Source organism: Paractinoplanes atraurantiacus, assembly GCF_900215205.1.
GTDB classification, from domain to species: Bacteria; Actinomycetota; Actinomycetes; order Mycobacteriales; family Micromonosporaceae; genus Actinoplanes; species Actinoplanes atraurantiacus.
Genome location: NZ_OBDY01000013.1, coordinates 52,613 through 74,858, shown reverse-complemented (window position 1 = coordinate 74,858; position 22,246 = coordinate 52,613). Strand labels below are relative to the sequence as shown.

Below are 22,246 nucleotides of genomic sequence, written 5' to 3'. Positions count from 1 at the left end.
CCGGGGCGTTCGTTGCACAGATGACCGAGGGAGATGACCGTGCAGTATCTGGTTTCTGTGATCGATGACAAGAGCAACTCCGGCACCGAAGAAGAGATGGCCGCTATCGACGTGTTCAACGAAGGGCTTCGAGCCCAGGGGCACTGGGTGTTCGCGGGCGGGCTGGCCGCGCCCAGCACGGCGACGGTGATCGACAACCGGGGTGCGGAGCCACTGGTCACCGACGGGCCGTTCGTGGAGACCAAGGAGTACATGGCCGGGTTCTGGGTGATGGAGGCCGACGACCTCGACGTGGCGCTGAAGCTGGCCGCCGCCGGGTCGCGGGCCTGCAACCGGAGGGTCGAGGTGCGGCCGTTCCTGTGAGCGCGGTGGCGGCGGCCTATCGCGACGAGTGGGCCCGCGTGGTCGCCACGCTCTGCCGGCGCTACGGCGACCTGGACGTTGCCGAGGAGGCGGCGGCCGAAGCCTTCGCGACCGCGGTCGAACGGTGGCCGGCCGACGGGGTGCCGCCGAATCCGGGGGCCTGGCTGACGACGACGGCGAACCGCAAGGCGGTCGACCGGCTCCGGCGGGAGAGCAAACGCGACGGCAAACAGCGGGAGGCGCTGATGCTGTACGACGACGGGCCGCCCGAGCCGATCGGTGCCGTCGGCGACGAGCGGCTCCGGCTGATCTTCACGTGTTGTCATCCGGCGCTCGCCATGGAGACGCGGGTGGCGCTGACCCTGCGCATGGTGGGCGGGCTGACCGTGGCCGAGATCGCGCGGGCCTTCCTGGTCGGCGAGACGGCGATGGGGCAGCGCATCACCCGGGCCAAGACCAAGATCAAGGCGGCCCGGATCCCGTACCGGGTGCCCGCGGCCGAAGATCTCCCGGCCCGCCTGTCCGGCGTGCTCGCTGTGCTGTTCCTGGTCTTCAACGAGGGCTATCTGCCGAGCGGGCCCGGCGCCGATCCGGTCCGGCCCGAGCTGACGGCCGAGGCGATCCGCCTGACGCGCCTGCTCCACGGCCTGATCAGCGGCGACGGCGATGGCCGCGGCGGAGGCGACCCCGGAGGCGGTGAGCGCGGCGGAGGCGGTGAGTGCGGCGGAGGCGGTGAGCGCGGCGGAGGCGGTGAGCGCGGCGGCGACCGGGGCGGCGGTGAGCGCGGTGAGGTGGCCGGGCTGCTGGCGCTGATGCTGCTCACCGAGGCCCGGCGGGCGGCGCGGGTCGCGCCCGGTGGTGAGCTGATCCCGCTGGACGAGCAGGACCGGTCGGTCTGGGACGCGGGGCTGATCGCCGAAGGGCACCGGCTCGTGCGGGAGCGGCTGGCCAGCGGGGTCGCGCCGGGCCGATACCAGATCCTGGCCGCGATCAACGCCGTACACACCGACGCCCGTGCCTTCCCCGACACCGACTGGTCGCAGATCGTCGCCCTCTACGACCAGCTCGCCGTCCTGGACCCGTCGCCGATCGTCGCCCTCAACCGGGCCGTCGCGGTCGCCGAGCTCGAGGGCCCCGAGAAGGCCCTGGCCGTCGTCGACCGCCTCGACGGACGGCTGGCCGGTTACCACGCCTTCCACGCGACCCGCGCCGACCTGCTGCGCCGGCTCGGCCGCGGCGCTGAGGCGCGGGCCGCGTACGACCGGGCGATCGCGTCGGCCGGCAACACCGCCGAGATCGCCTACCTCACCCGGCGCCGCGGCCAACTGGCTTAGGAGGCGGGCGGTGGGGCCGTGCTCTCGCGGGTGACGAGCCTGGTCGGCACCAGGGCCCGGCCGGGTGGGGACGCCTCGCCGCGGATCTGGTGCAGGAGGCGGTCGACGCAGCGGCGGCCCATCTCGGCGAAGTCCTGGTGGATGGTGGTCAGCGGGGGCAGGTAGGAGACCGCGTCGGGGATGTCGTCGAAGCCGACCACGCTGACGTCCTCGGGGACGCGGCGGCCGCGCTCGTGCAGGGCCCGCAGCACGCCCAGGGCCATCTGGTCGTTGGCCGTGAAGACCGCCGTGCAGGACGGGTCGGCGGCGATCTCGAGGCCGGCCCGGTAGCCGGACTCGGCCGACCAGTCGCCCTGCAGCATGGGCGGCACCGGGCGGCCGGCCTCGGTCAGCACGTCGCGCCAGGCCTGGGCCCGCCGCCCGGCCGAGAACGACTCGGCCGGCCCGCTGACGTGCCGGACCGTGTGGTGGCCGAGCTCGAGCAGGTGGCTGACCGCCTGGCGGGCGCCGTCGGCCTGGTCGGTGTCGACCACCGGGTAACGGTCGCCGGCGTCGGAGTCGACCACCACCACCTGCGCGCCCGGCGGCAGCTCCAAGGCGACCGCGTCGAGCAGGTGGACTTCCATGATCACGATGACGCCGTCGACGGCCAGCTCGCCGAGGCGGGTGAAGGCGCCGAGCACGCCGTCCTGGGTGGGGCTGGCCACCGGGATCAGCGTTATCGCATATCCCTGCTCGGCGGCATGGTTGGCGATAGCCTCGACCGTGCGGCTGTTACCGGTGGTGGCGAGGGTGAAGAGGATGACGCCGATGGTGCGGAACTCGCCGCGCTTGAGGGCGCGCGCGGCGCTGTTGGGGCGGTAGCCCAGCTCCTTCATCGCGTCGAGGACCTGTTGCCGCGTCGCATCGACGACACCGGGGTGCCCGTTCGAGACGCGCGACACCGTCTGGGATGAGACACCGGCCAGCCGGGCCACATCCGCCATGGAAACTCGCCGAACACTGCTTGACGACGATCGCACGCGGTGACACTATCGCACTCACGATGTTTACGTAAACATCGAACATTCGAAAACAAGAAGAAACATCGAACGACATCGGTGCATGATGTTTACGTAAACATCATCGCATCACTGAGAGGGTGACCATGGCGGTCCTCCAGCCGGCGGTGGCACGCCGGCGCCGCTCCTGGCGAGGCTGGCAGTTCGTCGGCCCGTTCATGCTGATCTTCGCGCTGGTCTTCCTGGCGCCGATCGTGTACTCGATCTACCTGAGCCTGTATCGCAACCAGCTTATCGGCGGCAACTCGTTCGTGGGCCTGGACAACTACACCCGGCTGTTCCAGGACAGTCAGTTCTGGGAGTCGTTCGGCCGGGTCGCGATCTTCCTGGTCGTCCAGGTGCCGATCATGCTGATCCTGGCCCTGGTCGTGGCCCTGGCCATCGACAGCGGGCGGCTGTACGGCAAGGCGTTCTTCCGGGTCTCGATCTTCCTGCCGTACGCGGTGCCGGCGGTGGTCGCGACGCTGATGTGGGGCTTCATCTACGGCGATCAGTTCGGTCTCGTCGGCAACATCAACGACGCGTTCAACATCTCGCTGCCGAATCCGCTGTCCCCCCACCTCGCGCTCGCGTCCATCGGCAACATCGTGACGTGGGAGTTCATCGGCTACAACATGCTGATCTTCTACTCGGCGCTGCGGGTCATCCCGGGCTCCCTGTACGAGTCGGCCGCGCTCGACGGCGCCGGGCAGTTCCGGATCATCCGGTCGATCAAGCTGCCGGCGATCCGGGGCGCGCTGTCGATCGCGACCATCTTCTCGATCATCGGCAGCTTCCAGCTGTTCACCGAGCCGGTCATCCTGCAGCCGCTCGCGCCGAACGCGATCACCACGTACTTCACCCCGAACCTGTACGCCTACCAGCTGTCCTTCTCGGGTCAGCAGTACAACTACGCCGCCACGGTCGCGATCATCATGGGCATCATCACCATGGTCATCGCCTACGTCGTGCAGCTGCGCGGAAACCGGGAGAGCTGATGACGACCTCGGTGGAAACCCGCTCGGCCAAGCCGCTCACGGTGCGTGAGTCGGCGCGGAACAAGAAGCGGCGCAAGGGCAGCGTCACCCTGACCGTCCTGACCGCTCTCATGGCGGTCTACTCGCTGGTGCCGCTCGGCTGGCTCCTGATCAACTCGACGAAGACGCAGGGTGGCCTGTTCACCTCGTTCGGCCTCTGGTTCGACCGGGACGGCAAGTTCGCGCTCTGGCAGAACATCCACGACACCTTCACCTACAACGACGGCATCTTCCTGCGGTGGTTCGGCAACACCCTGCTGTACGTCGTCGTGGGCGCCGGTGGTGCGACCCTGCTGGCCGCCCTCGCCGGTTACGGCCTGGCGAAGTTCAATTTCGTCGGCAAGCGCGCGGTCTTCGCGATCGTGCTCGGCGCGGTCGCGGTGCCCGGCACCGCTCTGGCCGTGCCGACGTTCCTCATGTTCAGCAAGCTCGGCCTGACCAACACGCCGTGGGCCGTGATCATCCCGTCCCTGATCACGCCGTTCGGCCTGTACCTGATGTGGACCTTCGCCGCCCAGGCGATCCCGGACGAGATGCTCGAGGCGGCCCGGATGGACGGCGCGGGCGAGTTCCGCACCTTCTTCCGCATCAGCGTCCCGCTGCTCGCCCCCGGCATCGTCACCGTGGCCCTGTTCAGCATCGTCGCGACCTGGAACAACTACTTCCTGCCGCTGATCATGCTGAAGGACCCGGACTGGTACCCGCTGACCGTCGGCCTCAACGCGTGGAACGCGCAGTCGACCACCGCCGGCGGTGAGGCCGTCTACAACCTGGTCATCACCGGCTCGCTGCTCACGATTCTGCCGCTCCTGGCGGCGTTCCTCCTGCTTCAGCGCTATTGGCAGTCCGGCTTGTCCGCCGGCTCCGTGAAAGAGTGAAAGGTCCTTACATGTCGAAGCTCCTGAAAGTCGGGGCGGCGGCCACCGCGGCCCTGCTGTCCCTCGGCCTCGCCGCCTGCGGTGGTGGCGACGACGACTCCAGCTCGTCCGGCTCGTCCTCGACCGTCTCCGACGCCGACGTCACCGCGGCGCTGGAGAAGGGCGGCAACCTGACGGTGTGGGCCTGGGAGCCCACCCTGAAGAACGTCGTCACCGAGTTCCAGAAGAAGTACCCGAACGTCAAGGTCGACCTGGTCAACGCCGGCACCGGCAACGACCAGTACACCGCCCTGCAGAACGCCGTGGCCGCCGGCAAGGGCATCCCGGACGTCGCGCAGATCGAGTACTACGCGCTGCCGCAGTTCGCGCTGGGCAAGTCGCTGACCGACCTGACCGGCTTCGGCGCCGAGAACCTCAAGGCCGACTTCGCTCCGGGCCCGTGGAACTCGGTCCACTCGAGCAACGTCGCCTACGGCCTGCCGATGGACTCCGGCCCCATGGCGCTGTACTACAACAAGAACGTCTTCGACAAGTACGGCATCAAGGTCCCCACCACCTGGGACGAGTACCTCGACGCGGCCCGCAAGCTGCACAAGGCCGACCCGAAGGCCTACATCACCAACGACACCGGTGACGCGGGCTTCACCACCTCGATGATCTGGCAGGCCGGCGGCAAGCCGTACACCGTCGACGGCACCAACGTCACGATCAACTTCTCCGACGAGGGCTCGAAGAAGTTCGAGCAGGTCTGGCAGACGCTGATCACCGAGAAGCTGATCGCCCCCATCTCCAGCTGGTCCGACCAGTGGTTCCAGGGCATGCAGAACGACACCATCGCCACCATCGCCACCGGCGCCTGGATGCCCGCGAACTTCGTCTCCAGCGCCCCCGCCGCCTCCGGCAAGTGGCGCGTGGCCGACATGCCGCAGTGGACCGCGGGCGCCAACGCCTCGGCCGAGAACGGCGGCAGCGCCCTGTCGCTGATGAACAAGGGCCTCAACAACAACCAGGCCCTGGCGTACGGCTTCACCAAGTTCGCCAACGACGGTGACGGCGTGCAGATCCGCGTCGACGGTGGCGCCTTCCCGGCCACCACCAAGCAGCTCAGCGACTCCAAGTTCCTGAACTCCGAGTTCAAGTACTTCGGCGGCCAGAAGGCCAACGAGATCTTCGCCAAGTCGTCGCAGAACGTGGTGACCGGCTGGACCTACCTGCCGTTCCAGGTCTACTCGAACAGCATCTTCAACGACACCGCCGGCAAGGCGTACGTCTCCAGCACCACCCTGGCCGACGGCCTCAAGGCGTGGCAGGACCAGTCCGCGAAGTACGGCAACGAGCAGGGCTTCACCGTTAAATGAGCAACTCAGTGACACCCCGCTGGCTGCGCACGGGCTCGCGACTCGAGTACGGCGCGGACTACAACCCGGAGCAGTGGCCGAGGGAGGTGTGGGACGAGGACGTCCGCGCCATGCGTGAGGCCGGCGTCACCATCGTCTCCCTCGCCATCTTCTCGTGGGCCCGGATCGAACCGGCCGACGGCCGGTACGACTTCGCCTGGCTCGACGAGGTGATGGACCTGCTCCACGCCAACGGGATCTCGGTCGACCTGGCCACGGCGACGGCATCACCGCCGCCGTGGCTGACCACCGCACACCCGGAGATCCTGCCCGTCAACCACGAGGGGCAGATCCTCTGGCAGGGAGGCCGCCAGCACTGGCGGCCCACCTCGCCGGTCTTCCGGGAGTACGCGCTGCGCCTGGTCCGCACCATGGCGCAGCGGTACGCCGACCACCCCGCGCTGGTCGCCTGGCACGTCTCGAACGAGCTGGGCTGCCACAACATCTACGACTACTCCGAGGACGCGGCGCAGGCCTTCCGGGTCTGGCTGCGCCACCGCTACGGAACGGTCGAGGCGCTGAACGAGGCGTGGGGCACGGCCTTCTGGGCGCAGCGTTACGGCGAGTGGGACGAGATCCTGCCGCCGCGGCTGGCCGCGTCCTTCCCGAACCCGACCCAGCAGTTCGACTTCAAGCGGTTCTCCTCCGACGTGCTCAAGGACTACCTGCGGGCCGAGCGGGAGATCCTGCGCGAGCTCACCCCGGACGTCCCGGTCACCACCAACTTCATGGTGATGGGCGAGACCAAGGGCATGAACTACGCGGACTGGGCGGCCGAGGTCGACTTCGTCTCGAACGACCACTACCGGCTGCCCGGCGCGCAGAGCCTGGACGAGCTGTCGTTCTCGGCCAACCTGACCGGCAACATCGCCGGCGGCCGGCCGTGGTTCCTGATGGAGCACTCGACCAGCGCGGTCAACTGGCAGCCGGTCAACCTGGCCAAGCGGCCCGGTGAGCTGTCCCGCGACGCGCTGACCCACGTGGCGCACGGCGCCGACGCGGTCTGCTACTTCCAGTGGCGGCAGTCGCGGGCGGGCGCCGAGAAGTACCACTCAGGGATGGTGCCGCACGCGGGCACCGACAGCCAGCTGTTCCGTGACGTCGTGGCCCTCGGCGAGCGGCTGCGCGAGCTGTCGTACGTGCAGGGCAAGCGCCGCACGCCGGCGAAGGCGGCGATCCTGTTCGACTGGGAGTCCTGGTGGGCCTCCGAGCAGGACTCGCACCCGACCGAGCTGCTGAAGTACAAGCAGGAGGCGCTGGACTGGTACACGACGTTCCTGGACCTGGGCGTCCGGGTCGACGTGCTGCCGGCCTCGGCGTCGTTCGACGGCTACGACTTGGTCGTGGCGCCGATCCTGCATGTGATGCCGTCGGCCCTCGCCGACCGCCTGACCGCGTTCGTGGAGAACGGCGGCCACCTCGTGGCGACGTACTTCTCGGGCATCGTCGACGAGAACGACCACATCTGGCTCGGCGGCTACCCGGGCCCGCTGCGTGACCTGCTCGGCCTGCGGATCGAGGAGTTCGCGCCGCTGCTGGCGGGCGACACGGTGGCGCTCTCGGACGGACTCGAGGGCACGCTGTGGAGCGACCGGATCGACCTGATCGACCCGGCCACCGAGGTGCTGGCCACGTACAAGACCGGCGACTACGCCGGGCGCCCGGCGGTCACCCGCCGCGCGGCCGGTCAGGGCTCGGCCTCGTACGTCTCGACCAAGCTGGCCCCGAACGCGCTCGCGCCGCTGCTGAAGGACCTGGCCGGCCGGGCCGGCGTGGTCAGCGAACTCCCGTCGGAACTGCGCGGCCGGGTCGAGCTGACCGTCCGCGAGGGCGTCCGCTTCGTCGTCAACCGCACCGACGAGCAGCTGGACATCAGCTCGCTCGGCGGCCCGGAGCCGACGCTGGCCGCCCGCGGTGTGGCGGTCCTGCCCGCCTGAGGCAAGCAGGGGAGCATCCCGGAGCCGGTATCGTCTCCGGGATGCTCCCGTCCGAGGCCGCGGCGATCCAAGAGGCTTTGCGCCCGCGGTTGATCCTGCCGCCGCCGGGTTTCGAGGTGCCACCGACGGTGGTGGGGCTCGACGTCACCTACAAAGATTCCTTCGGCGTCGCGGCGGCGGTGGTCATCGACGTGGCGACCCTGTCGGTGGTGGAGGTCGCGACTGCGTCCGGGCCGGTCTCTTTCCCGTACGTCCCGGGCTTGCTGGCCTTCCGCGAGATACCCCTGTTGCAGGACGCCCTGGCCCGCCTCTCTTCTCCGCCGTCCCTGATCATCTGCGACGGCTACGGCCTGGCCCATCCGCGACGGTTCGGCCTGGCCAGCCATCTCGGCGTCCTGCTCGACCTGCCGTCGTTCGGGATCGCCAAGACCCCGTACGTCGGCGCCTTCTCCGACATTCCCGACGCCCGCGGCTCATGGTCGGACATGGTGGACGACGGCGAGGTCGTGGGCCGCGCCGTGCGTACACAAAAAGGGGTTAAGCCGGTCTTCGTCTCGGCCGGGCACCGGATCGCCTTGGAAGACTGCACTTCTTTGGCCGTACGACTGAGCGCGCGCTACCGCATCCCCGAGCCGACCCGCCAGGCCGACATCCACTCGCGGCGACGTCTCGCGCAGTGGCAGCATGGACCGCATGGTGGACAGTTCGCTGCGCCGGGTTGATCTCGGTGAGGTGCCGTATGACGAAGGCCTTCGGCTCATGTCCGAGTGGGTGGAGGAGCGGCGCGAAGGGCGGGCGCCCGATCGGCTGTTTCTGCTGAGCCATCCTGAAGTGATCACCTATGGGAAGCACACGGCGGTGTCGGACCTGCCGGTGGATCCGGGGTTTCCGGTGGTGCCGGTCGACCGTGGCGGGCATGCGACCTATCACGGGCCGGGGCAGCTCGTCGGCTATCTCGTGATGAACCTGCGTGGCGGTGGGCCGGCCGATGTGGTGCGGTGGCTGGAGACGTCGCTGATCGAAGGGCTGGCCTCGCTGGGGTACGAGACGGTGCGGCGCGACACGCCCAAGGGCGCCGACAGCCTGGTCGGCGTGTGGACGCCGCAGCACCACAAGCTGGTGTCGATCGGCATGCGGATCCGCGGTGGCATCACGTCGCACGGCTTCGCCCTGAACATCGACCCGGACCTGACGGTCTTCGACCGGTTCACCGCGTGCCGCCTGCCGGACGTGGAGATGACCTCGCTGCGCCGCATCTCCGGCGGCGCTGTGGACGAGGCCGCGGTCCGTGACGCGATTGCCAAACACCTGGGCGCTTCGTGAGAGTCACCGAGATCCGCCGCTATCCCGTCAAGTCGATGCTGGGCGAGCTCGTCCCGTCCTCGGCCGCCGGCCCCCGCGGCCTCGACGGCGATCGCCTCTGGGCGGTCCGCGACACCGACGGCAAGTTCGGCAGCGGCAAGAACACCCGCCGATTCCGGCGGATGCAAGGACTTTTTCGATTCCGGGCGTACGCCTCCCCGAGCGCCCCGATCGTCGAGATGCCGGACGGCCGCCGCTTCGCCGCCGACGACCCCGCCGGGCACAGCGCGATCAGCCACGAGCTGGGCCGCACTGTCACGCTCACCCCGGAAGCGGCCGTCAAGCATCACGACGAGGGCGCGGTCAGCCTGCTCACCACGGCGTCGCTGCGCATGATGGCCGACCTGACCGGCGACCCGGTCGAGGCGCTGCGATTCCGCGCCAACCTCCTGATCTCCTCCGACGTCCTCGAGGACGACTGGCCCGGCCGCCTGCTGCGGGTGGGCCCGGCAACGGTGTTACGGGTGATCCGCCCGCTCACCCGCTGCGTAATGATCGACATGGCCCAGGACGACGCCCCCGACCGCAACGACCTCCTCAAGACCGTGGCCGCCCACCACGACATGACATTGGGCGTGGTCGCCGAGGTCGTCACGCCAGGCCCGGTCACCACGGGCGACGCGTGCACATGGATCTGACCGCCGCCCGCGCCGAGTTCGAATACGACGGCGTCAAGAAGAACCCCCGCGTCGCGTACGCCCTGTGGTGCCTGACCGGTCTCTTCGGTGGCCACCGCTTCTACCTGGGCGACACGGCCCGCTCGATAGCCATGCTCTTCACCCTCGGCGGCCTCGGCATCTGGACCCTGCTCGACGTCTTCTTCATCGCCCGCCGGGTCCGCACCGTCAACCAGTCACGCCGAGCCACCATCATGGCCCGTCACGGCCTCGTGGAGGTCGCGGGCTGAGCCGACGGCGGTCAGCGGGCCGGCCTCATGTACCAGGTCGTCGTGGCCACGGTCCGAAAGCCCATCGACTCGTACAACGGACGCCCGGCCTCGGTGGCGATCAGCGCCGACGCCCGACCGGCGTGGGCGCCGACCACGTGGCCCATGACGGCCCGGCCGAGGCCCGCCGACCGGTGCTCGGGCGACGTCGCCAGCCAGTACACGCCGGCGACACCGCCGTCGTCGAGTGTGCACGCGGCGGCGGCCGGGAGGCCTTCCCGGTAAGCGAGCCAGACAGAACAGCCGGGAACGGTCAGCACCCGCTCCGGCAACGCCTCACCCTTGCGCCACGGCAGGAACGCCGGCACGGGAAAGCCCTCGACGATCGTCCGTTCCGCCACGGCCAGCTCGCCCGGATCCGCAACCCGGACGATCCGCACGGAAGCGCCGGACGCCGCCGCCGGCCCGGCCGGGCGCGCCATGACGGGCATGCGCAGGACACGCACCGTCGTGTCCGGCGGTCCGCCCCGGCCGTCGCCGAACGCGTCCTCCAGCGTCGTGGCCTTCGTCGTCGGGACACTGTCGAGAAGGCCCGAGATGACGTCGGCGGTCGCCGGCGCTCGCAGGATGAGCCGCGCCGTCCGGGGCGTCTCGGCCCGGAACACCGCCTGGTCCACCGAGACTTCCGTTGCCGTACCGGCCCACATCGCCATGGCATTGTCCACAACCGCGCCGACATCGATCATTGAACTGATTTTAGGGCGGCCGAGGGGGAGGGGTGTCATCGTGGAGCGCCAGCCGACATGGCTCCGCGGCGAGAGGTCCTACCGGGCGTACGTTCGGGGTCTTCGTTACGGCCTGGCCGGTTTTCTCCTCGCCGTGGTGTCCGGGCTTCTGGGGCGGTCCGGTGTCATCGGGCACCGGGTGCCGGTGGCCGGGGTCGCGGTGGGGTTCGTAGTCGCGTTCGGATCCGTCGTCAGCGGTGTGATCGGGTGGCTGCTGGTGCCCGACAAGAACCGGGCGAACGTACGCCAGGCCGCCCTGCTGCGAATGGTCGTGCATGACGTCGTTCGCGGACTGCCGGCGAACCGATGAGCCGCACCGCCGACGAGTTGCTCGCGACCGTGCTCGACGCGTCGATCGCCTGTATCGGGGCCGCGGCCGCCGACGCTCGCTACTTCGACCGGCGTGCGGTGGCTCGAATGGCCGATGTCGGGGACAACAACACTTTCCCGCTGTTCGGGGCGCTGCTGTCGGAGCCGGGCCGGATGCGCCGGCGCCGGACGGCGGCCGCGCTGCGGCGGATGGCGGACTTCGGGGCGGAGCGGCGGGCGTGGATGGTCGAGCAGGTGGGTCCCGATCTGGCCGAGCTTCTCGGGCCGCCGCGTCCGGAGTCGCCGCACCGCCGCGGCGCAAAGCCGGATCGAGCACGGCAGTGTTCGCTACCCGGGCCTGGCCGACCGGGTTCCGCTCGCCGAGCTCCGCACCGCCTTCGTGGGGGCGGGGGAGGGGATCCGGCGGGCGGCGCGCCGGCCGCCCTGGACTCGGGAGCAAGCCTTCCGGCGGCTTGCCGAGGGGCTCACCGAGGAGCATCCCGTTTCCGGCTCGCGGCGAGACTCTGGGGCTCGGCGAGGCGTTGATAATCGTCTGATGGGTGTCGATCTGGAAGTGAGCCGGGCGGTGCCGTCGCTCTATGCGGCGCGGTATCCCCTTTCGGAGGCTGAGGTCGTCGAGTATGTCGAGCGGGCGCCGGACATGAGCATGGCGCCCTGGTTGACACCGGGGATCGACTTCCGGCTCATCGAGGTGGCCGATGGAGCGTGGACCCGCTACACCGGCGGCATGGTGGCCATGAAGAACCCTGACGACGCGAGGTGCCGGCAGATGGCGGCGATGGCGACCGCTCTGGACGCCTGGCTGATGTTCGAGTCGGTTCAGATCGTCACCGTGGAGGGCGACCGCGTCATGACGCGGGACATCGTCATGGCCGACCTGCCCTATCCGCGCTACTACCTGACCCGTGATGCGCCGATCGAGGTCGGCGAGTGGGCTGAAGTGGTCGCGGAGCAGGCCGACTTCGCGTGGGAGACGCGCATCGAGGCGCGTCTCCCGTCCGGGCGCCGGTGGATCGACTGCCCGCCTGTTGCCTGTTGGACGGGCCACCCGTCCGGCAAGCCCGTCCCGTTTCACCTCGACGACGTGAGCGATGACAGCGTCGACGTGGGGCAACCGGACGGGCTCACCCTGGAGCGCATGCGGGCGCTCGCGGCCGTGCTGGGCGGGTGGGTCAGTGACGGCTCTGGAAAGCGTGTCTGAGGACGTACGCGGTGACGCCGTTGCCGATCTGCACGCCCTGGACGTCGGCTGAGCGGAAGTGGACGCCGCCCCAGACGCGGGCCTCGACGACCTCGGCCAGGGCGCCGGAGAAGCTGGTGAACGAGCGGGTCGTGCCCGAGTCGGCGCTGTAGGCGCTGAACGGGATGTCGTCGCGGCCGAAGAACACGCGCATCGTGGTCATGATGGTCGAGGTGGAGCAGGTGTGGCCGGAGGTGTAGTCGGGGAACGGCGGGGTCACCAGCAGCGGCGTCCACGCCGGGTCGGCTGTCGTCCTCGGGTTGCCGTCGGTGTCGGCGAGTTGGACCGCGGTCACCGGGCGCCAGAAGTTCCAGTGCTTCTTCTCGTTGAAGCAGGCGATCAGCGAGTCGGCGTTGGCGATCTCGGCGATGGCGAAGAAACGGGCCGCCTGCAACGTGCTCAGGTGCTGGCGGGTGGCGACCTGGCGTTTGATCTCCCATTCGGTCAGGCGGCGGTCGTGCCACCAGATCGCGGCCTCGGTCTGGTCCTGGGTGCGGACCGTGCTGGTGGTGCCGCCGATCGCCTTGACCTCGTTGACGTCGGCCGCGTAGCGGGCGCTGGTCAGCGGGGGCGGCCCGGCCGTACGGAACCTGGTGTTGCTGTCGATGACGAACGGTTTCAGGTCGCCCACCCAGGCGCCGTCGGCGGCCAGCGTGGGTGGGGTCGGGCGCCACTGGCCCGGATCGGTGGAGATGTTCCAGGTGGCCGGTTCGAAGGCGCCGTCGCCCCGGCGGGCGGTGATCATGGCGTTGGCGGTTTGGGCGCCGACGGCGATGCCGGCGGTCTTGGCGCGGCCGGCGGGAATCGCGGCCAGGGCGGTGTCGTACTGATGGCGGAGCGCGTCGCTCTGGGCGGGGAACAGGCCGAGGAGCACGGTGTACGCGGCGGAGGCCACCGCCGCGTCGGCCGAGTCGGTGCGACGGGCCCGCGGGGCGGTCAGGTACGGCTCGTAGGGGGTGCCGGCGATGGCGTTCACGGCGTCGTAGATGGCGCCGTGCACCATGGCGAAACTGCGCGGGGCCACGTACGGCGCCTGGCGGGCCACCTCGTAGATGGCCGTCTGCGCGTTCGCGTTCCAGGTGATGACCGCGTTGACGCGGGGCGGGGCGGCGGTGGCGGGAATGGGTGCGAGCGAGAGGGTCAGCAACCCGGCGACGATCGGTGAGAGAAGCATGGAATCACGATCGTCGATAGTGGACGGCAAAGAAAAAGACGAGAAGTAAAAAGCACCTCTCGCCACTTCCAACATATAGCACATAGGGGGTCTTGCGGCAAGAGCCCGGTAGTGCCGCAGAATGGCCGAATTGTCGGCGAAACCGGGGGATACTTTCATGCACGCATTCGATCTGCCGGACAATCTCGCGGCCAAGGCCGACCCGGCCCTGATCGCCGAGGACGACAAGCATTTCGCCGTCATCGCGCAGAGCCTGGCTGAGTCGATCGCCGAGCTCACCGAGCGCCTCGAGATCGAGCGCAAGGCGCCCGCCGGCATGGGGCGGCAGGCGGTCGACCGGGACGACGCGGTCAAGCGGCTGACCGCCCGGCTGCGCTCGCTGCGCCGCTACAGCCTCGACATCTGCCTCGGGCGCATGGTCGGACAGGACGGCGAGCCGGTGTACATCGGCCGCTTCGGGCTCACCGACAGTCAAGGGCGCCGGCTACTGGTCGACTGGCGGTCACCCGCGGCCGAGCCGTTCTTCGGAGCCACCCACGCCAACCCGATGGGGCTGGTCAGCCGGCGGCGCTACCGGTGGACGCGGGGGCGGGTCACCGACTACTGGGACGAGGTGTTCACGCCGGACGGCCTGGAGAACAACGCGGCGCTCGACGACCAGTCCGCGTTCGTGGCCAGCCTCGGCACCAACCGTTCGGCCCGGATGCGCGACGTGCTCGGCACCATCCAGGCCGACCAGGACGCCATCATCCGGGCCGGCTCCCGCGGCGCGCTCGTGGTCGACGGCGGGCCGGGCACGGGCAAGACAGTGGTCGCGCTGCACCGCACGGCCTACCTGCTCTACTCCGACCCGCGACTGGGGCACCGGCAGGGCGGCGTGCTGTTCGTGGGACCGCACGAGCCCTACCTGGCGTACGTGTCGGACGTGCTGCCCAGCCTCGGCGAGGAGGACGTGCAGACCTGCACGCTGCGTGACCTCGTACCCCAGGGAAGGCCGGCCACCCCGGAGAGTGACCCGGAGGTGGCCCGGCTGAAGGCCGCGGCCGGCATGGTGAAGGCGGTCGAGGCGGCGGTCCGCTTCTACGAGGAGCCGCCGCGCCAGGGCATGACGGTGGCGACCGACGACGCCGAGATCAGGCTGACGGCGGACGACTGGGCCGAGGCGTTCGGCGCGCCCGGGCCGGGGACGCCGCACAACGAGGGCCGCGATCAGGTGTGGGAGGAGTTGCTGGCGATCCTGGTGGCGAAATACGACGGGGACGAGCCCGAGGAATTGCTGCGCCGGTCATTGGTGCGCCATCGCGAGCTGGCGGGCGCGTTCAGCCGGGCGTGGCCGATTCTGCACGCGGCCGACATCGTGGGCGATCTCTGGTCGGTGCCGGCTTATCTGCGGCGCTGCGCGCCTTGGCTCACCCCTGATGACGTACGGAAAATGCAGCGCAAGGAACCGCAAGCCTGGACCACCGCCGATCTTCCCTTGCTGGACGCGGCCCGGCAGCGCGTCGGTGACCCGGAGGAATCGCGGCGCCGGCGCCGGCAGGAAGCGGCGGTGGCCGGCCAGCGGGCGCGGATGGACCGCGTGGTCGACGACCTGATCGACTCGGCACAGTACGACGACGGCGAAGGCCTGATGAAGATGCTGGTCCAGCCGGATCTGCGCGACGTGCTGGTGGACGATTCGGTTCTGCCCCAGGCGGATCCGGATCTGCTGGCCGGGCCGTTCGCGCACATCGTGGTCGACGAGGCGCAGGAGCTGACCGACGCGGAATGGCAGATGCTGCTGCTGAGGTGCCCGTCGCGCAGCTTCACGATCGTGGGGGACCGGGCCCAGGCGCGCCGGCCGTTCACCGAGTCGTGGCGCGAACGGCTGGCGCGGGTGGGCCTCGATCATGTCGAGCTTGCTTCGCTGACGATCAATTACCGTACGCCGGAAGAGGTCATGGCCGTGGCCGCGCCGGTCATCCGGGCGGCGTTGCCGGACGCGAACGTGCCGACCTCGATCCGTAGCAGCGGCCTGCCCGTCGTCCACGGTTCGGTGGGCGAGCTCGACGGGATCCTGGCGTCGTGGCTCGCTTCTCATGCCGAGGGGGAGGGGGTCGCCTGCGTGATCAGCCGTTCGCCCCGGAAGGGCACCGACAAGATCAAGTGGCTGACGCCCGAGCTGTCCAAAGGCCTGGAGTTCGATCTCGTCGTGCTGATCGACCCCGACGGGTTCGACGGCGCGGTGGACCGTTACGTCGCGATGACCCGGGCCACGCAGCAGCTCGTGATCCTGACTTAACGCAGGTGCTGATCGAAGAAGGCGAGCGGGTACGTCTGCTGGAGCCGCACGGCGCGGGCCGGGTCGTACGTGCCGATCCAGCCGGCCAGGTCCTCGTCGCTCATCCCGGTGAGGCGGGCCAGTTGCGGCAGGAGCCAGACCGCGTCCGAGAACGAGATCTCGGTGCCACCGTCGATGTGGACGTCGCGGCGCCAGCCTTTGAGGTGGGTCCAGAAGTCGGCGGCGCTCGAACCGGGGGTGCGGGGGAAGCTCGCGGTCAACATCAGGAACGGGCGGTGGATGTCGGTGGTGAGCGGCGGCTGGCACTCCATCGGGCCGTCCAGGCTGATGCCGGCCCGCACCCGCCGGTCGCGGCCCACGATGATGGCGGTCGCCGTGCCGCCCTTGGAGTAGCCGAACATGCCGATGCGCCGTCCCGCCGTCACGTCTTCGAGGTGGTCGAGCACGAAGGTGATGTCGTCGGCGTGGTCGTACGGGGTGACCGACACGTCGTCGTCGGGCACGTGCAGGCGGCCGCCGGGGAACTCGGTGTAGGAGTCGGTGTGGTCCACCGTGACGACGGTGTAGCCGTGGCTGGCCAGTTCCTGCACGATGACGGTGATCTCGGAGCGGTGGCCGTCGGCGCCGTGCGAGAACACGATGACGGGCCGCCGGCCGAGGGCCCGCAGGGCCGGGGCGCCCTCGTGTGCGGCCGTGAGGGGCGAGGCGGCGGCGTCCGACGGGAGGCCGTTGTCGGCCAGCAGGGCGCGCAGGAGGGCGCCGGGCATCCACGGCACCACCGGGCCGCGCCGGGCCGCCGCGGGGTACCAGATGCCGACCATCAGCTCCCGGCGCCCGTCGGCGAGATGCCGCTCCACCGTGCCGATCGGGTGCGGGCCGGTCGGCGCGGGCAGGGTGAGGCGGGGCCGCGCGGCCGAGGCCGGGCCGGCGGCGGCCAACGGGCCGGCGACGCCGGCGGCGATGGCAGAGGCGAGCAGGGTGCGGCGGGTCAGTGCGGTGGTCATCAGTCCTCCGGGGTGGTCTCCACGCGGGCGATGAGCTGTTTCAGGCGGCCGATCTCGTCGGCCAGGGCGGTCGTGCCGGCCGGGGTCAGGGTGATCCAGGTGCGGGGGCGGCGGCCCTCGTATCCCTTCTCGACCTCGATGAGCCCCGCTCCTTCCAACACGCTCAAGTGCTTGGAAAGGTTGCCGGCGGTCAGGTCCAACTGGGTGCGCAGATATCCGAACTCCACGCGGCGGGCCTCGTGCGCGATGGTGAGGATGCCGAGCCGGACGCGCTGGTGCACCACGTCGTCGAGGCCGAGGGAAGGGTGGTCGTTCACCGTCGCCGTCCGGCCCGCGCGAAGCCGGCCGCGGCCAGCAGCAGCACGACGCCGACGATGAGCTGGGGCAGCGCCATGCCGGCCCGGAAGCCGAGGTGGGGCGAGGCGAAGCCGTCGTTCATCGGGAGCACCAGCAGCACCAGCGCCAGATATCCGGCGGTGAACAGCAGCAGCGCCAGGTTGCGTTCCAGCCAGACCAGCACCAGCAGGGCCACGCCGATCATGCCCCACGGCATGACGAGGCGGTCCAGCACGAACTGCCAGTACGGCATGGGGCCGTCCGGATAAGGGTGGCTGCGGAAGTACAGGAAGACAGCCAGCCAGGCGGCGGGGAACACGACTGTCGTCACGGCGCCGGTGATGGCGTACGGCAGGACCCTCGTGCCCAGCCCTCGCGCCCGGGCGGCCCGGAAGTACCAGACGGCGATGGCCGCGTAGGCCAGCACCATCGCGGCCGGCCAGAAGTAGAGCATCCCGTTGCGGGCGAACTCGCAGCTGCCGTCGGAGTGGCAGTCCACCCGCATGCCGAACCAGTCGACCGGGATGGCCAGCAGCGTCGTCACGCCCAGCACGAGCAGGGCGGCCCAGGTCATCCGCTGGTCGGCGCGCACGCGGTGGGCGAGCGCGCGCACTTCGGCCAGCAGCCGGCGCGGGTCGTCGGCGGAGATCGAGTCACTTGTCATGCCAACAGGTTTCCATTGCAAACCTGTCGGCGCAAGTAGGTGTCGGCCTTCACATGATCGTTGCTTGCGCTTCCTATCTGCGTCCGCCTAGTTTTTATGGCGCGTGCGCAACTATCGGCGTACGCAAGAAAGGAAGTAGATCTCATGCCTCTCGGACTGGTGGCGCTCGCCATCGGCGGCTTCGGAATCGGACTCACCGAGTTTGTGATCATGGGCTTGCTGCCCGAGGTGGCGGCCGACTTCGGCGTCTCGACGTCGGCGGCGGGCTGGCTGATCAGCGGATACGCGCTGGCCGTGGTGGTCGGCGCGCTCGGCCTGACCGTCGCCACGACCCGGCTGCCGCGCAAGCCGGTGCTGCTCGGCCTGCTGCTGCTGTTCATCGCCGGCAACCTGCTGTCGGCGGTCGCGCCGAGCTACGAGGTGATGCTGGCGGGCCGCATCGTCGCCGCGCTGTGCCACGGAGCGTTCTTCGGCATCGGCGCCGTCCTCGCCGCCGGCCTGGTCGCCCCGCAGCGCAAGGCGGCCGCGGTGGCCACGATGTTCACCGGCCTGACCGCGGCCAACGTGCTCGGCGTGCCGCTGGGCACGCTGCTCGGGCAGGCCGCGGGCTGGCGCTCGACGTTCTGGGCCATCACGGCCGTCGGGGTGGTGGCGTGGTTCGGCATTCTCGCGCTGGTGCCGGCCGGCGCCGGAGAGTCGAAGGCTTCGTCCGTACGCCGTGAATTGAGCGCCTTCAAGTCCGTGCAGGTCTGGCTGTCCATCACGGTGACGGTGCTCGGCTTCGGCGGCATGTTCGGCGCGTTCACCTACATCGCGTACACGCTGACCGACGTGGCGGGCTTCTCCTCCGGCGCCGTGCCGTGGCTGCTGGTCATCGTGGGCGCCGGCCTGTTCATCGGCAACGTCCTGGGCGGCCGCGCGGCCGACCGTGGCGTGGACCGCACGCTGGTGACCGTGCTGGCCGGGCTGGTTGTGGTGCTGGCCGGTTTCGCGCTGACCGCACACAGCCAGTGGGCCACCATCGTCTGGTTGCTGTTGATGGGCGCCTTCGGCTTCGCGACGGTGCCCGGCCTGCAGACGCGCGTGATGCACTACGCGGCCGGCGCTCCGACGCTGGCTTCCGGGGCCAACATCGCCGCGTTCAACCTGGGCAACGCGCTGGGCGCCTGGGCCGGCGGCCTGACGATCTCGGCCGGTTTGGGGTACGCGTCCCCGCTGTGGGCGGGCGCGGGCATCACCGTCGCGGGCCTCGCGGTGATGGGAGCGGCGGCCGCGCTGGCCCGAGCCCCGAAGCGCACCGCGCCCGAGCCCGAGCCGGCCCTGGCGGCCTGAGGCTCACCGATCGGGCGCGACCACGGTCCAGGGCACCTCATGCCGGCCGGGCTCGCCCGACAGGGCCGCGCGGGCACACGCCCGGCCCTGATCGCGCAACGAGGCCGCCACCGACCAGACTCCCGAGGTGGTGGCCTCGCGCGAGCCGTCCCACCCGGTGAGCGTCACCTCCCGCCGGGTGCGCCCCACCGTCGAGTGGGCTCCCATCGCGAGCTCGTCGCTCATCGTCAGCATCACCACGGGGCCCTCGACCGTTTCGAGCAACGCCGTGGCGGCCTCCTCGCCGAGTTCGCGCTGATTGCGCTCCACCACGGCGATCCGCACGTCGCCCCAGTCGTGACCGGCCGCGGTCAGCGCGTCGCGGTAGCCGGCCAGGCGAGTCCCGGTAACGGGAAACGGGACCGACCCTGGGTCCATTAGGTCGTGGCCGCGCAGGACGCCGCCCGTGCGGCGCCGGTCCAGGGGGAAGCTGATGATGACGGGGGTCGCCACGGCCAGCGGCGTGGCCGCCGCGACCGCGGCCGCCGCCGCGCGGTCATCGGGCCCGATGATCGCCAGGCCCGGGTGGGCGGGGCCGCCCTGGATGGCCGCGGGCCGCCCGCTGCCCGCGACGGCGGCCAGCACCGGGTCGTCGGCGACGGTGGTCCACAGCACGTAGCCGTCCACCGACGCCGCCAGCACCCGGTCGACGTCGGAGGCATCGCCCCGGGTGGGAATCAGCACCACTCCCAGGTCCTCGTCGACGCAGACGTCGGTGATCCCGGCCAGGAACTGCGCCGCCTGCGGGTTGTCGAGGAGGTAGGACAGGTGCTCACCGACCACCACGCCGAGCTGGTTGGCGCGCCCCGAGCGCAGGGCGCGGGCGGTGCTGTCGGGGCGGTAGCCCAGCTGGGCCGCGGCCTCCAGCACCCGGGCCCGGGTGGCCTCGGCGACCCGCGCCGGGTGGTTGAAGGAGTAGGAGACCGTCATGGGCGCGACCCCGGCCTGCTTGGCGACGTCTTTGACGGTGGGGCGGCGGGGAGCGGGTGTGGGCACAACAGGATCATAGCCAGATGTGTAACGTTACGATTCATGAGCTCAGAGTTGGTCGCGTCCCCGCTCCGCGCCGCCTACGCGCCTTACGCGGCGTTCGCCGCGTTCGGGATCTTCTGGGGCGCCTGGGGAGCGGCCCTGCCCGCGTTGCGCACCCAGGCCGGGGTCAGCGAAGGCCAGCTGGGCGCCGCCCTGCTCTTCATCGGGCTGGGGGCGCTGCCCACGATGGCCTTCACCGGCCGGGCGGTGGACCGCTTCGGGCTTCGCGTCGTGGCATGGCTGCTGGCGGCGCTGGCCGGCGCCGGTCTCCTCATCGCCGCCGGCGCCGACGGGGTGGTGCTGCTGGTCGTCGGGATGCTCGTGGTCGGCGCCGCCTCCGGTGCCGCGGACGTCGCCATCAACACCTTGGCCGGGCGCGCAGAGCACGCCACGGGCAAGCCGCTGCTGACCCGTTCCCACGGGCTGTTCTCCGTGGGCGTGGTCATCGCCAGCCTGTCCACCGGAGCGCTGCTGGGCGCGGGACTGTCGCTTCTGGCGGCCTTCGCGGTGGTCGCGGTGGTGATGCTCGCCCTGGCCGCGGCCGCCCACCTGACCAGCGCATCGCTGCGGATCGCGGTGCACCGGGAAGACACCGCCCGTGAGAAGGGCGGGGCGCGGGCCCTGACGGTCCCGCTGCTGGCCGTCGGGCTGGTCGCCGCCCTGGCCTACGCCGTCGAGAACGCACACCAGAGCTGGGGAGCGGTGATGCTCACCGACGTCTTCACCGCCTCACCCCAGCTGGCGGCCGCGGCCCCGGCCACCTTCGCCGCCACCGCGGCGCTGGCCCGGCTGAGCCTGGCCCCGCTCTCCCGCAGCCACCCCACCGCGATGCTGCTCGGCGGGGGCGCGCTGGCCACCGCGGGCAGCCTGGTGCTGGCCACCGCCCCCTCGGTCGCGGTGGCCCTGGCCGGCTTGGTGCTGGCCGCGCTCGGCACCGCGACGCTCTTCCCCACCCTGCTCAGCCGCAGCCTGCGCGACACCGACCCCGCTCAGCACGGCCGGGCCACCTCGGCCGTCGCCGCCACCGCGTACCTGGGCTTCCTGCTCGGCCCGGCCTACGTGGGCCTGCTGGCCGAGAACACCGGCCTTCGCGGCGCGCTGGCCGGCGTGGCCGCACTCGCCTTGGTCTTCACCGTGGCGGCGGCACCGATCAGCGCCCGGCACCGCAAGTGACCAGATCGACGATCGTCGTCCTGCTCTCCATCAGGACAGGCCCGCTCGGCGGAGGATGTCGATGATGACGCCGGCCTTCCCGGCGATGTACCGGGCCATCGACAGTGGATGCTCGGCGGCCACCTCGCGCTTGCGGGCCGCGTAGCGCTCCCGGTCCTCCGGATGGGCGCGCAGCCAGTCGCGGAAGACCAGGTGCCGCAGATGCTCGTCGCAGTCCGGGCCGAAGACGTGCACATTGGCGTCGTGACCCTCGGACCACAGGCAGCGGTGCTCGTACCAGTGCGGCTCCCGGGCGGCCAGCGTGAAACCGGCCGCGGTCAGCGCCGGCACATACGCCTCCTCGTCCGCCGGATCCACCACGATCACGTCGATGTCGACGCGGTCCTTGGCCGCCAGCCCCGGCACCGCCGTCGAGCCCACATGCTCGACGGCGAGGGCCCGCCCACCCAGCGCGGCCCGGATCCGCTCCTCGTGCCGCCGACAGCGCCCCGGCCATCCCGGATCGTAGGGAACCACCTCGATCGGTTTGCTGACCTCGGGCGCACGGTCGCCGACGGCGCGGCGAGCCATCTGTTCCGGCGTGAGCGGCGCGGCCGGTGCGGGAAGCGGGGGCAGTCGCATG

General features: G+C 70.6%; 23 protein-coding genes. 15 read left to right on the top strand and 8 right to left on the bottom strand.

Going from position 1 to position 22,246, the window contains the following annotated elements:
* Nucleotides 1–39 precede the first annotated feature (39 nt).
* Together CRP55_RS27025 and CRP55_RS27020 are read left to right on the top strand one after the other, a co-directional pair.
* Entirely contained in the window at nucleotides 40–363 is a 324-nt protein-coding gene (locus CRP55_RS27025; RefSeq protein WP_097323093.1) for a YciI family protein, read from the top strand.
* Nucleotides 360–1,697: an RNA polymerase sigma factor gene (locus tag CRP55_RS27020; protein ID WP_097322939.1), complete on the top strand. Its 1,338-nt coding sequence runs from the start codon at nucleotides 360–362 to the stop codon at nucleotides 1,695–1,697. The genes CRP55_RS27025 and CRP55_RS27020 overlap by 4 nt, the downstream gene beginning before the upstream one ends.
* Here CRP55_RS27020 and CRP55_RS27015 read toward each other — a convergent pair.
* A complete protein-coding gene (locus CRP55_RS27015) occupies nucleotides 1,694–2,683 on the bottom strand; it encodes a LacI family DNA-binding transcriptional regulator (RefSeq protein WP_097322938.1) in 990 nt (329 codons plus the stop codon). The two genes, CRP55_RS27020 and CRP55_RS27015, sit on opposite strands and share 4 nt — an antisense overlap.
* Nucleotides 2,684–2,844: 161 nt before the next feature.
* On the opposite strand from CRP55_RS27015, the gene CRP55_RS27010 reads away from it, so the two are divergent.
* The 8 genes from CRP55_RS27010 to CRP55_RS26975 all read left to right on the top strand — a co-directional run bounded on the left by CRP55_RS27010 (nucleotide 2,845) and on the right by CRP55_RS26975 (nucleotide 10,255).
* Nucleotides 2,845–3,735, top strand: coding sequence for a carbohydrate ABC transporter permease (locus CRP55_RS27010; RefSeq protein ID WP_097323092.1), 891 nt, complete (start codon nucleotides 2,845–2,847; stop codon nucleotides 3,733–3,735).
* Nucleotides 3,735–4,652 carry a carbohydrate ABC transporter permease gene (locus CRP55_RS27005; protein WP_097322937.1) on the top strand — a complete coding sequence of 306 codons (918 nt, stop codon included), beginning with the start codon at nucleotides 3,735–3,737 and terminating at the stop codon, nucleotides 4,650–4,652. The genes CRP55_RS27010 and CRP55_RS27005 overlap by 1 nt, the downstream gene beginning before the upstream one ends.
* Nucleotides 4,653–4,663: 11 nt before the next feature.
* Nucleotides 4,664–6,010: an ABC transporter substrate-binding protein gene (locus CRP55_RS27000; RefSeq protein ID WP_097322936.1), complete on the top strand. Its 1,347-nt coding sequence runs from the start codon at nucleotides 4,664–4,666 to the stop codon at nucleotides 6,008–6,010.
* Entirely contained in the window at nucleotides 6,007–7,986 is a 1,980-nt protein-coding gene (locus CRP55_RS26995; protein WP_097322935.1) for a beta-galactosidase, read from the top strand. Before CRP55_RS27000 ends, CRP55_RS26995 begins: the two co-directional genes overlap by 4 nt.
* A 128-nt stretch (nucleotides 7,987–8,114) precedes the next feature.
* Entirely contained in the window at nucleotides 8,115–8,708 is a 594-nt protein-coding gene (locus CRP55_RS26990) for an endonuclease V (protein WP_218854713.1), read from the top strand.
* Entirely contained in the window at nucleotides 8,680–9,309 is a 630-nt protein-coding gene (lipB, locus tag CRP55_RS26985; RefSeq protein WP_097322933.1) for a lipoyl(octanoyl) transferase LipB, read from the top strand. The genes CRP55_RS26990 and lipB overlap by 29 nt, the downstream gene beginning before the upstream one ends.
* A complete protein-coding gene (locus CRP55_RS26980; RefSeq protein ID WP_097322932.1) occupies nucleotides 9,306–9,986 on the top strand; it encodes an MOSC domain-containing protein in 681 nt (226 codons plus the stop codon). Before lipB ends, CRP55_RS26980 begins: the two co-directional genes overlap by 4 nt.
* Nucleotides 9,977–10,255: a TM2 domain-containing protein gene (locus CRP55_RS26975; protein ID WP_097323091.1), complete on the top strand. Its 279-nt coding sequence runs from the start codon at nucleotides 9,977–9,979 to the stop codon at nucleotides 10,253–10,255. Before CRP55_RS26980 ends, CRP55_RS26975 begins: the two co-directional genes overlap by 10 nt.
* An 11-nt stretch (nucleotides 10,256–10,266) precedes the next feature.
* On the opposite strand, the gene CRP55_RS26970 is transcribed toward CRP55_RS26975, so the two are convergent.
* Nucleotides 10,267–10,980, bottom strand: a complete 714-nt coding sequence (locus CRP55_RS26970; RefSeq protein ID WP_179855346.1) for a GNAT family N-acetyltransferase — start codon at nucleotides 10,978–10,980, stop codon at nucleotides 10,267–10,269.
* 40 nt (nucleotides 10,981–11,020) lie between these two features.
* Between CRP55_RS26970 and CRP55_RS26965 the strand changes: the two genes are divergently transcribed.
* Together CRP55_RS26965 and CRP55_RS26960 are read left to right on the top strand one after the other, a co-directional pair.
* Nucleotides 11,021–11,329, top strand: coding sequence for a hypothetical protein (locus tag CRP55_RS26965; protein WP_097322930.1), 309 nt, complete (start codon nucleotides 11,021–11,023; stop codon nucleotides 11,327–11,329).
* Nucleotides 11,330–11,884: 555 nt separating this feature from the next.
* Nucleotides 11,885–12,550: a hypothetical protein gene (locus CRP55_RS26960; protein ID WP_097322929.1), complete on the top strand. Its 666-nt coding sequence runs from the start codon at nucleotides 11,885–11,887 to the stop codon at nucleotides 12,548–12,550.
* On the opposite strand, the gene CRP55_RS26955 is transcribed toward CRP55_RS26960, so the two are convergent.
* A complete protein-coding gene (locus CRP55_RS26955; RefSeq protein WP_097322928.1) occupies nucleotides 12,522–13,763 on the bottom strand; it encodes a vanadium-dependent haloperoxidase in 1,242 nt (413 codons plus the stop codon). The genes CRP55_RS26960 and CRP55_RS26955 overlap by 29 nt on opposite strands.
* Before the next feature lie 157 nt (nucleotides 13,764–13,920).
* Between CRP55_RS26955 and helR the strand changes: the two genes are divergently transcribed.
* Nucleotides 13,921–16,044, top strand: a complete 2,124-nt coding sequence (gene helR, locus CRP55_RS52285) for an RNA polymerase recycling motor ATPase HelR (protein ID WP_143234898.1) — start codon at nucleotides 13,921–13,923, stop codon at nucleotides 16,042–16,044.
* On the opposite strand, the gene CRP55_RS52280 is transcribed toward helR, so the two are convergent.
* Genes CRP55_RS52280 through CRP55_RS26940 form a run of 3 tightly spaced genes read right to left on the bottom strand, consistent with a single transcriptional unit; the run spans nucleotide 16,041 to nucleotide 18,048 of the window.
* On the bottom strand, nucleotides 16,041–17,048 hold the full coding sequence (locus CRP55_RS52280) for an alpha/beta hydrolase family protein (protein WP_143234896.1): 1,008 nt from the start codon (nucleotides 17,046–17,048) through the stop codon (nucleotides 16,041–16,043). The genes helR and CRP55_RS52280 overlap by 4 nt on opposite strands.
* Complete coding sequence (locus tag CRP55_RS26945) at nucleotides 17,048–17,365, bottom strand: winged helix-turn-helix domain-containing protein (protein ID WP_097322927.1); 318 nt, start codon at nucleotides 17,363–17,365, stop codon at nucleotides 17,048–17,050. Before CRP55_RS26945 ends, CRP55_RS52280 begins: the two co-directional genes overlap by 1 nt.
* Nucleotides 17,362–18,048: a hypothetical protein gene (locus CRP55_RS26940; RefSeq protein WP_097322926.1), complete on the bottom strand. Its 687-nt coding sequence runs from the start codon at nucleotides 18,046–18,048 to the stop codon at nucleotides 17,362–17,364. Before CRP55_RS26940 ends, CRP55_RS26945 begins: the two co-directional genes overlap by 4 nt.
* 144 nt (nucleotides 18,049–18,192) lie before the next feature.
* On the opposite strand from CRP55_RS26940, the gene CRP55_RS26935 reads away from it, so the two are divergent.
* Nucleotides 18,193–19,380, top strand: coding sequence for an MFS transporter (locus CRP55_RS26935; protein ID WP_097322925.1), 1,188 nt, complete (start codon nucleotides 18,193–18,195; stop codon nucleotides 19,378–19,380).
* A gap of 3 nt (nucleotides 19,381–19,383) precedes the next feature.
* On the opposite strand, the gene CRP55_RS26930 is transcribed toward CRP55_RS26935, so the two are convergent.
* Entirely contained in the window at nucleotides 19,384–20,415 is a 1,032-nt protein-coding gene (locus tag CRP55_RS26930; protein ID WP_097322924.1) for a LacI family DNA-binding transcriptional regulator, read from the bottom strand.
* A gap of 36 nt (nucleotides 20,416–20,451) precedes the next feature.
* Here CRP55_RS26930 and CRP55_RS26925 point away from each other — a divergent pair, with 36 nt between their 5' ends.
* Nucleotides 20,452–21,624, top strand: a complete 1,173-nt coding sequence (locus tag CRP55_RS26925; protein ID WP_097322923.1) for an MFS transporter — start codon at nucleotides 20,452–20,454, stop codon at nucleotides 21,622–21,624.
* A gap of 30 nt (nucleotides 21,625–21,654) precedes the next feature.
* Here the strand turns inward: CRP55_RS26925 and CRP55_RS26920 are convergent, their stop codons facing one another.
* Complete coding sequence (locus tag CRP55_RS26920; RefSeq protein ID WP_218854706.1) at nucleotides 21,655–22,245, bottom strand: GrpB family protein; 591 nt, start codon at nucleotides 22,243–22,245, stop codon at nucleotides 21,655–21,657.
* Between the last annotated feature and the right edge of the window lies 1 nt (nucleotide 22,246).

What these genes read in the sequence shown, in the direction of transcription:
- CRP55_RS27015 (WP_097322938.1), bottom strand. Translation starts at nt 2,683, where the DNA reads ATGGCGGATGTGGCCCGGCTGGCCGGTGTCTCATCCCAGACGGTGTCG.
- CRP55_RS27010 (WP_097323092.1), top strand. Translation starts at nt 2,845, where the DNA reads ATGGCGGTCCTCCAGCCGGCGGTGGCACGCCGGCGCCGCTCCTGGCGA.
- CRP55_RS27005 (WP_097322937.1), top strand. Translation starts at nt 3,735, where the DNA reads ATGACGACCTCGGTGGAAACCCGCTCGGCCAAGCCGCTCACGGTGCGT.
- CRP55_RS27000 (WP_097322936.1), top strand. Translation starts at nt 4,664, where the DNA reads ATGTCGAAGCTCCTGAAAGTCGGGGCGGCGGCCACCGCGGCCCTGCTG.
- CRP55_RS26995 (WP_097322935.1), top strand. Translation starts at nt 6,007, where the DNA reads ATGAGCAACTCAGTGACACCCCGCTGGCTGCGCACGGGCTCGCGACTC.
- lipB (WP_097322933.1), top strand. Translation starts at nt 8,680, where the DNA reads ATGGTGGACAGTTCGCTGCGCCGGGTTGATCTCGGTGAGGTGCCGTAT.
- CRP55_RS26975 (WP_097323091.1), top strand. Translation starts at nt 9,977, where the DNA reads ATGGATCTGACCGCCGCCCGCGCCGAGTTCGAATACGACGGCGTCAAG.
- CRP55_RS26970 (WP_179855346.1), bottom strand. Translation starts at nt 10,980, where the DNA reads ATGATCGATGTCGGCGCGGTTGTGGACAATGCCATGGCGATGTGGGCC.
- CRP55_RS26960 (WP_097322929.1), top strand. Translation starts at nt 11,885, where the DNA reads ATGGGTGTCGATCTGGAAGTGAGCCGGGCGGTGCCGTCGCTCTATGCG.
- CRP55_RS26955 (WP_097322928.1), bottom strand. Translation starts at nt 13,763, where the DNA reads ATGCTTCTCTCACCGATCGTCGCCGGGTTGCTGACCCTCTCGCTCGCA.
- helR (WP_143234898.1), top strand. Translation starts at nt 13,921, where the DNA reads ATGCACGCATTCGATCTGCCGGACAATCTCGCGGCCAAGGCCGACCCG.
- CRP55_RS52280 (WP_143234896.1), bottom strand. Translation starts at nt 17,048, where the DNA reads ATGACCACCGCACTGACCCGCCGCACCCTGCTCGCCTCTGCCATCGCC.
- CRP55_RS26940 (WP_097322926.1), bottom strand. Translation starts at nt 18,048, where the DNA reads ATGACAAGTGACTCGATCTCCGCCGACGACCCGCGCCGGCTGCTGGCC.
- CRP55_RS26935 (WP_097322925.1), top strand. Translation starts at nt 18,193, where the DNA reads ATGCCTCTCGGACTGGTGGCGCTCGCCATCGGCGGCTTCGGAATCGGA.
- CRP55_RS26925 (WP_097322923.1), top strand. Translation starts at nt 20,452, where the DNA reads ATGAGCTCAGAGTTGGTCGCGTCCCCGCTCCGCGCCGCCTACGCGCCT.
- CRP55_RS26920 (WP_218854706.1), bottom strand. Translation starts at nt 22,245, where the DNA reads ATGCGACTGCCCCCGCTTCCCGCACCGGCCGCGCCGCTCACGCCGGAA.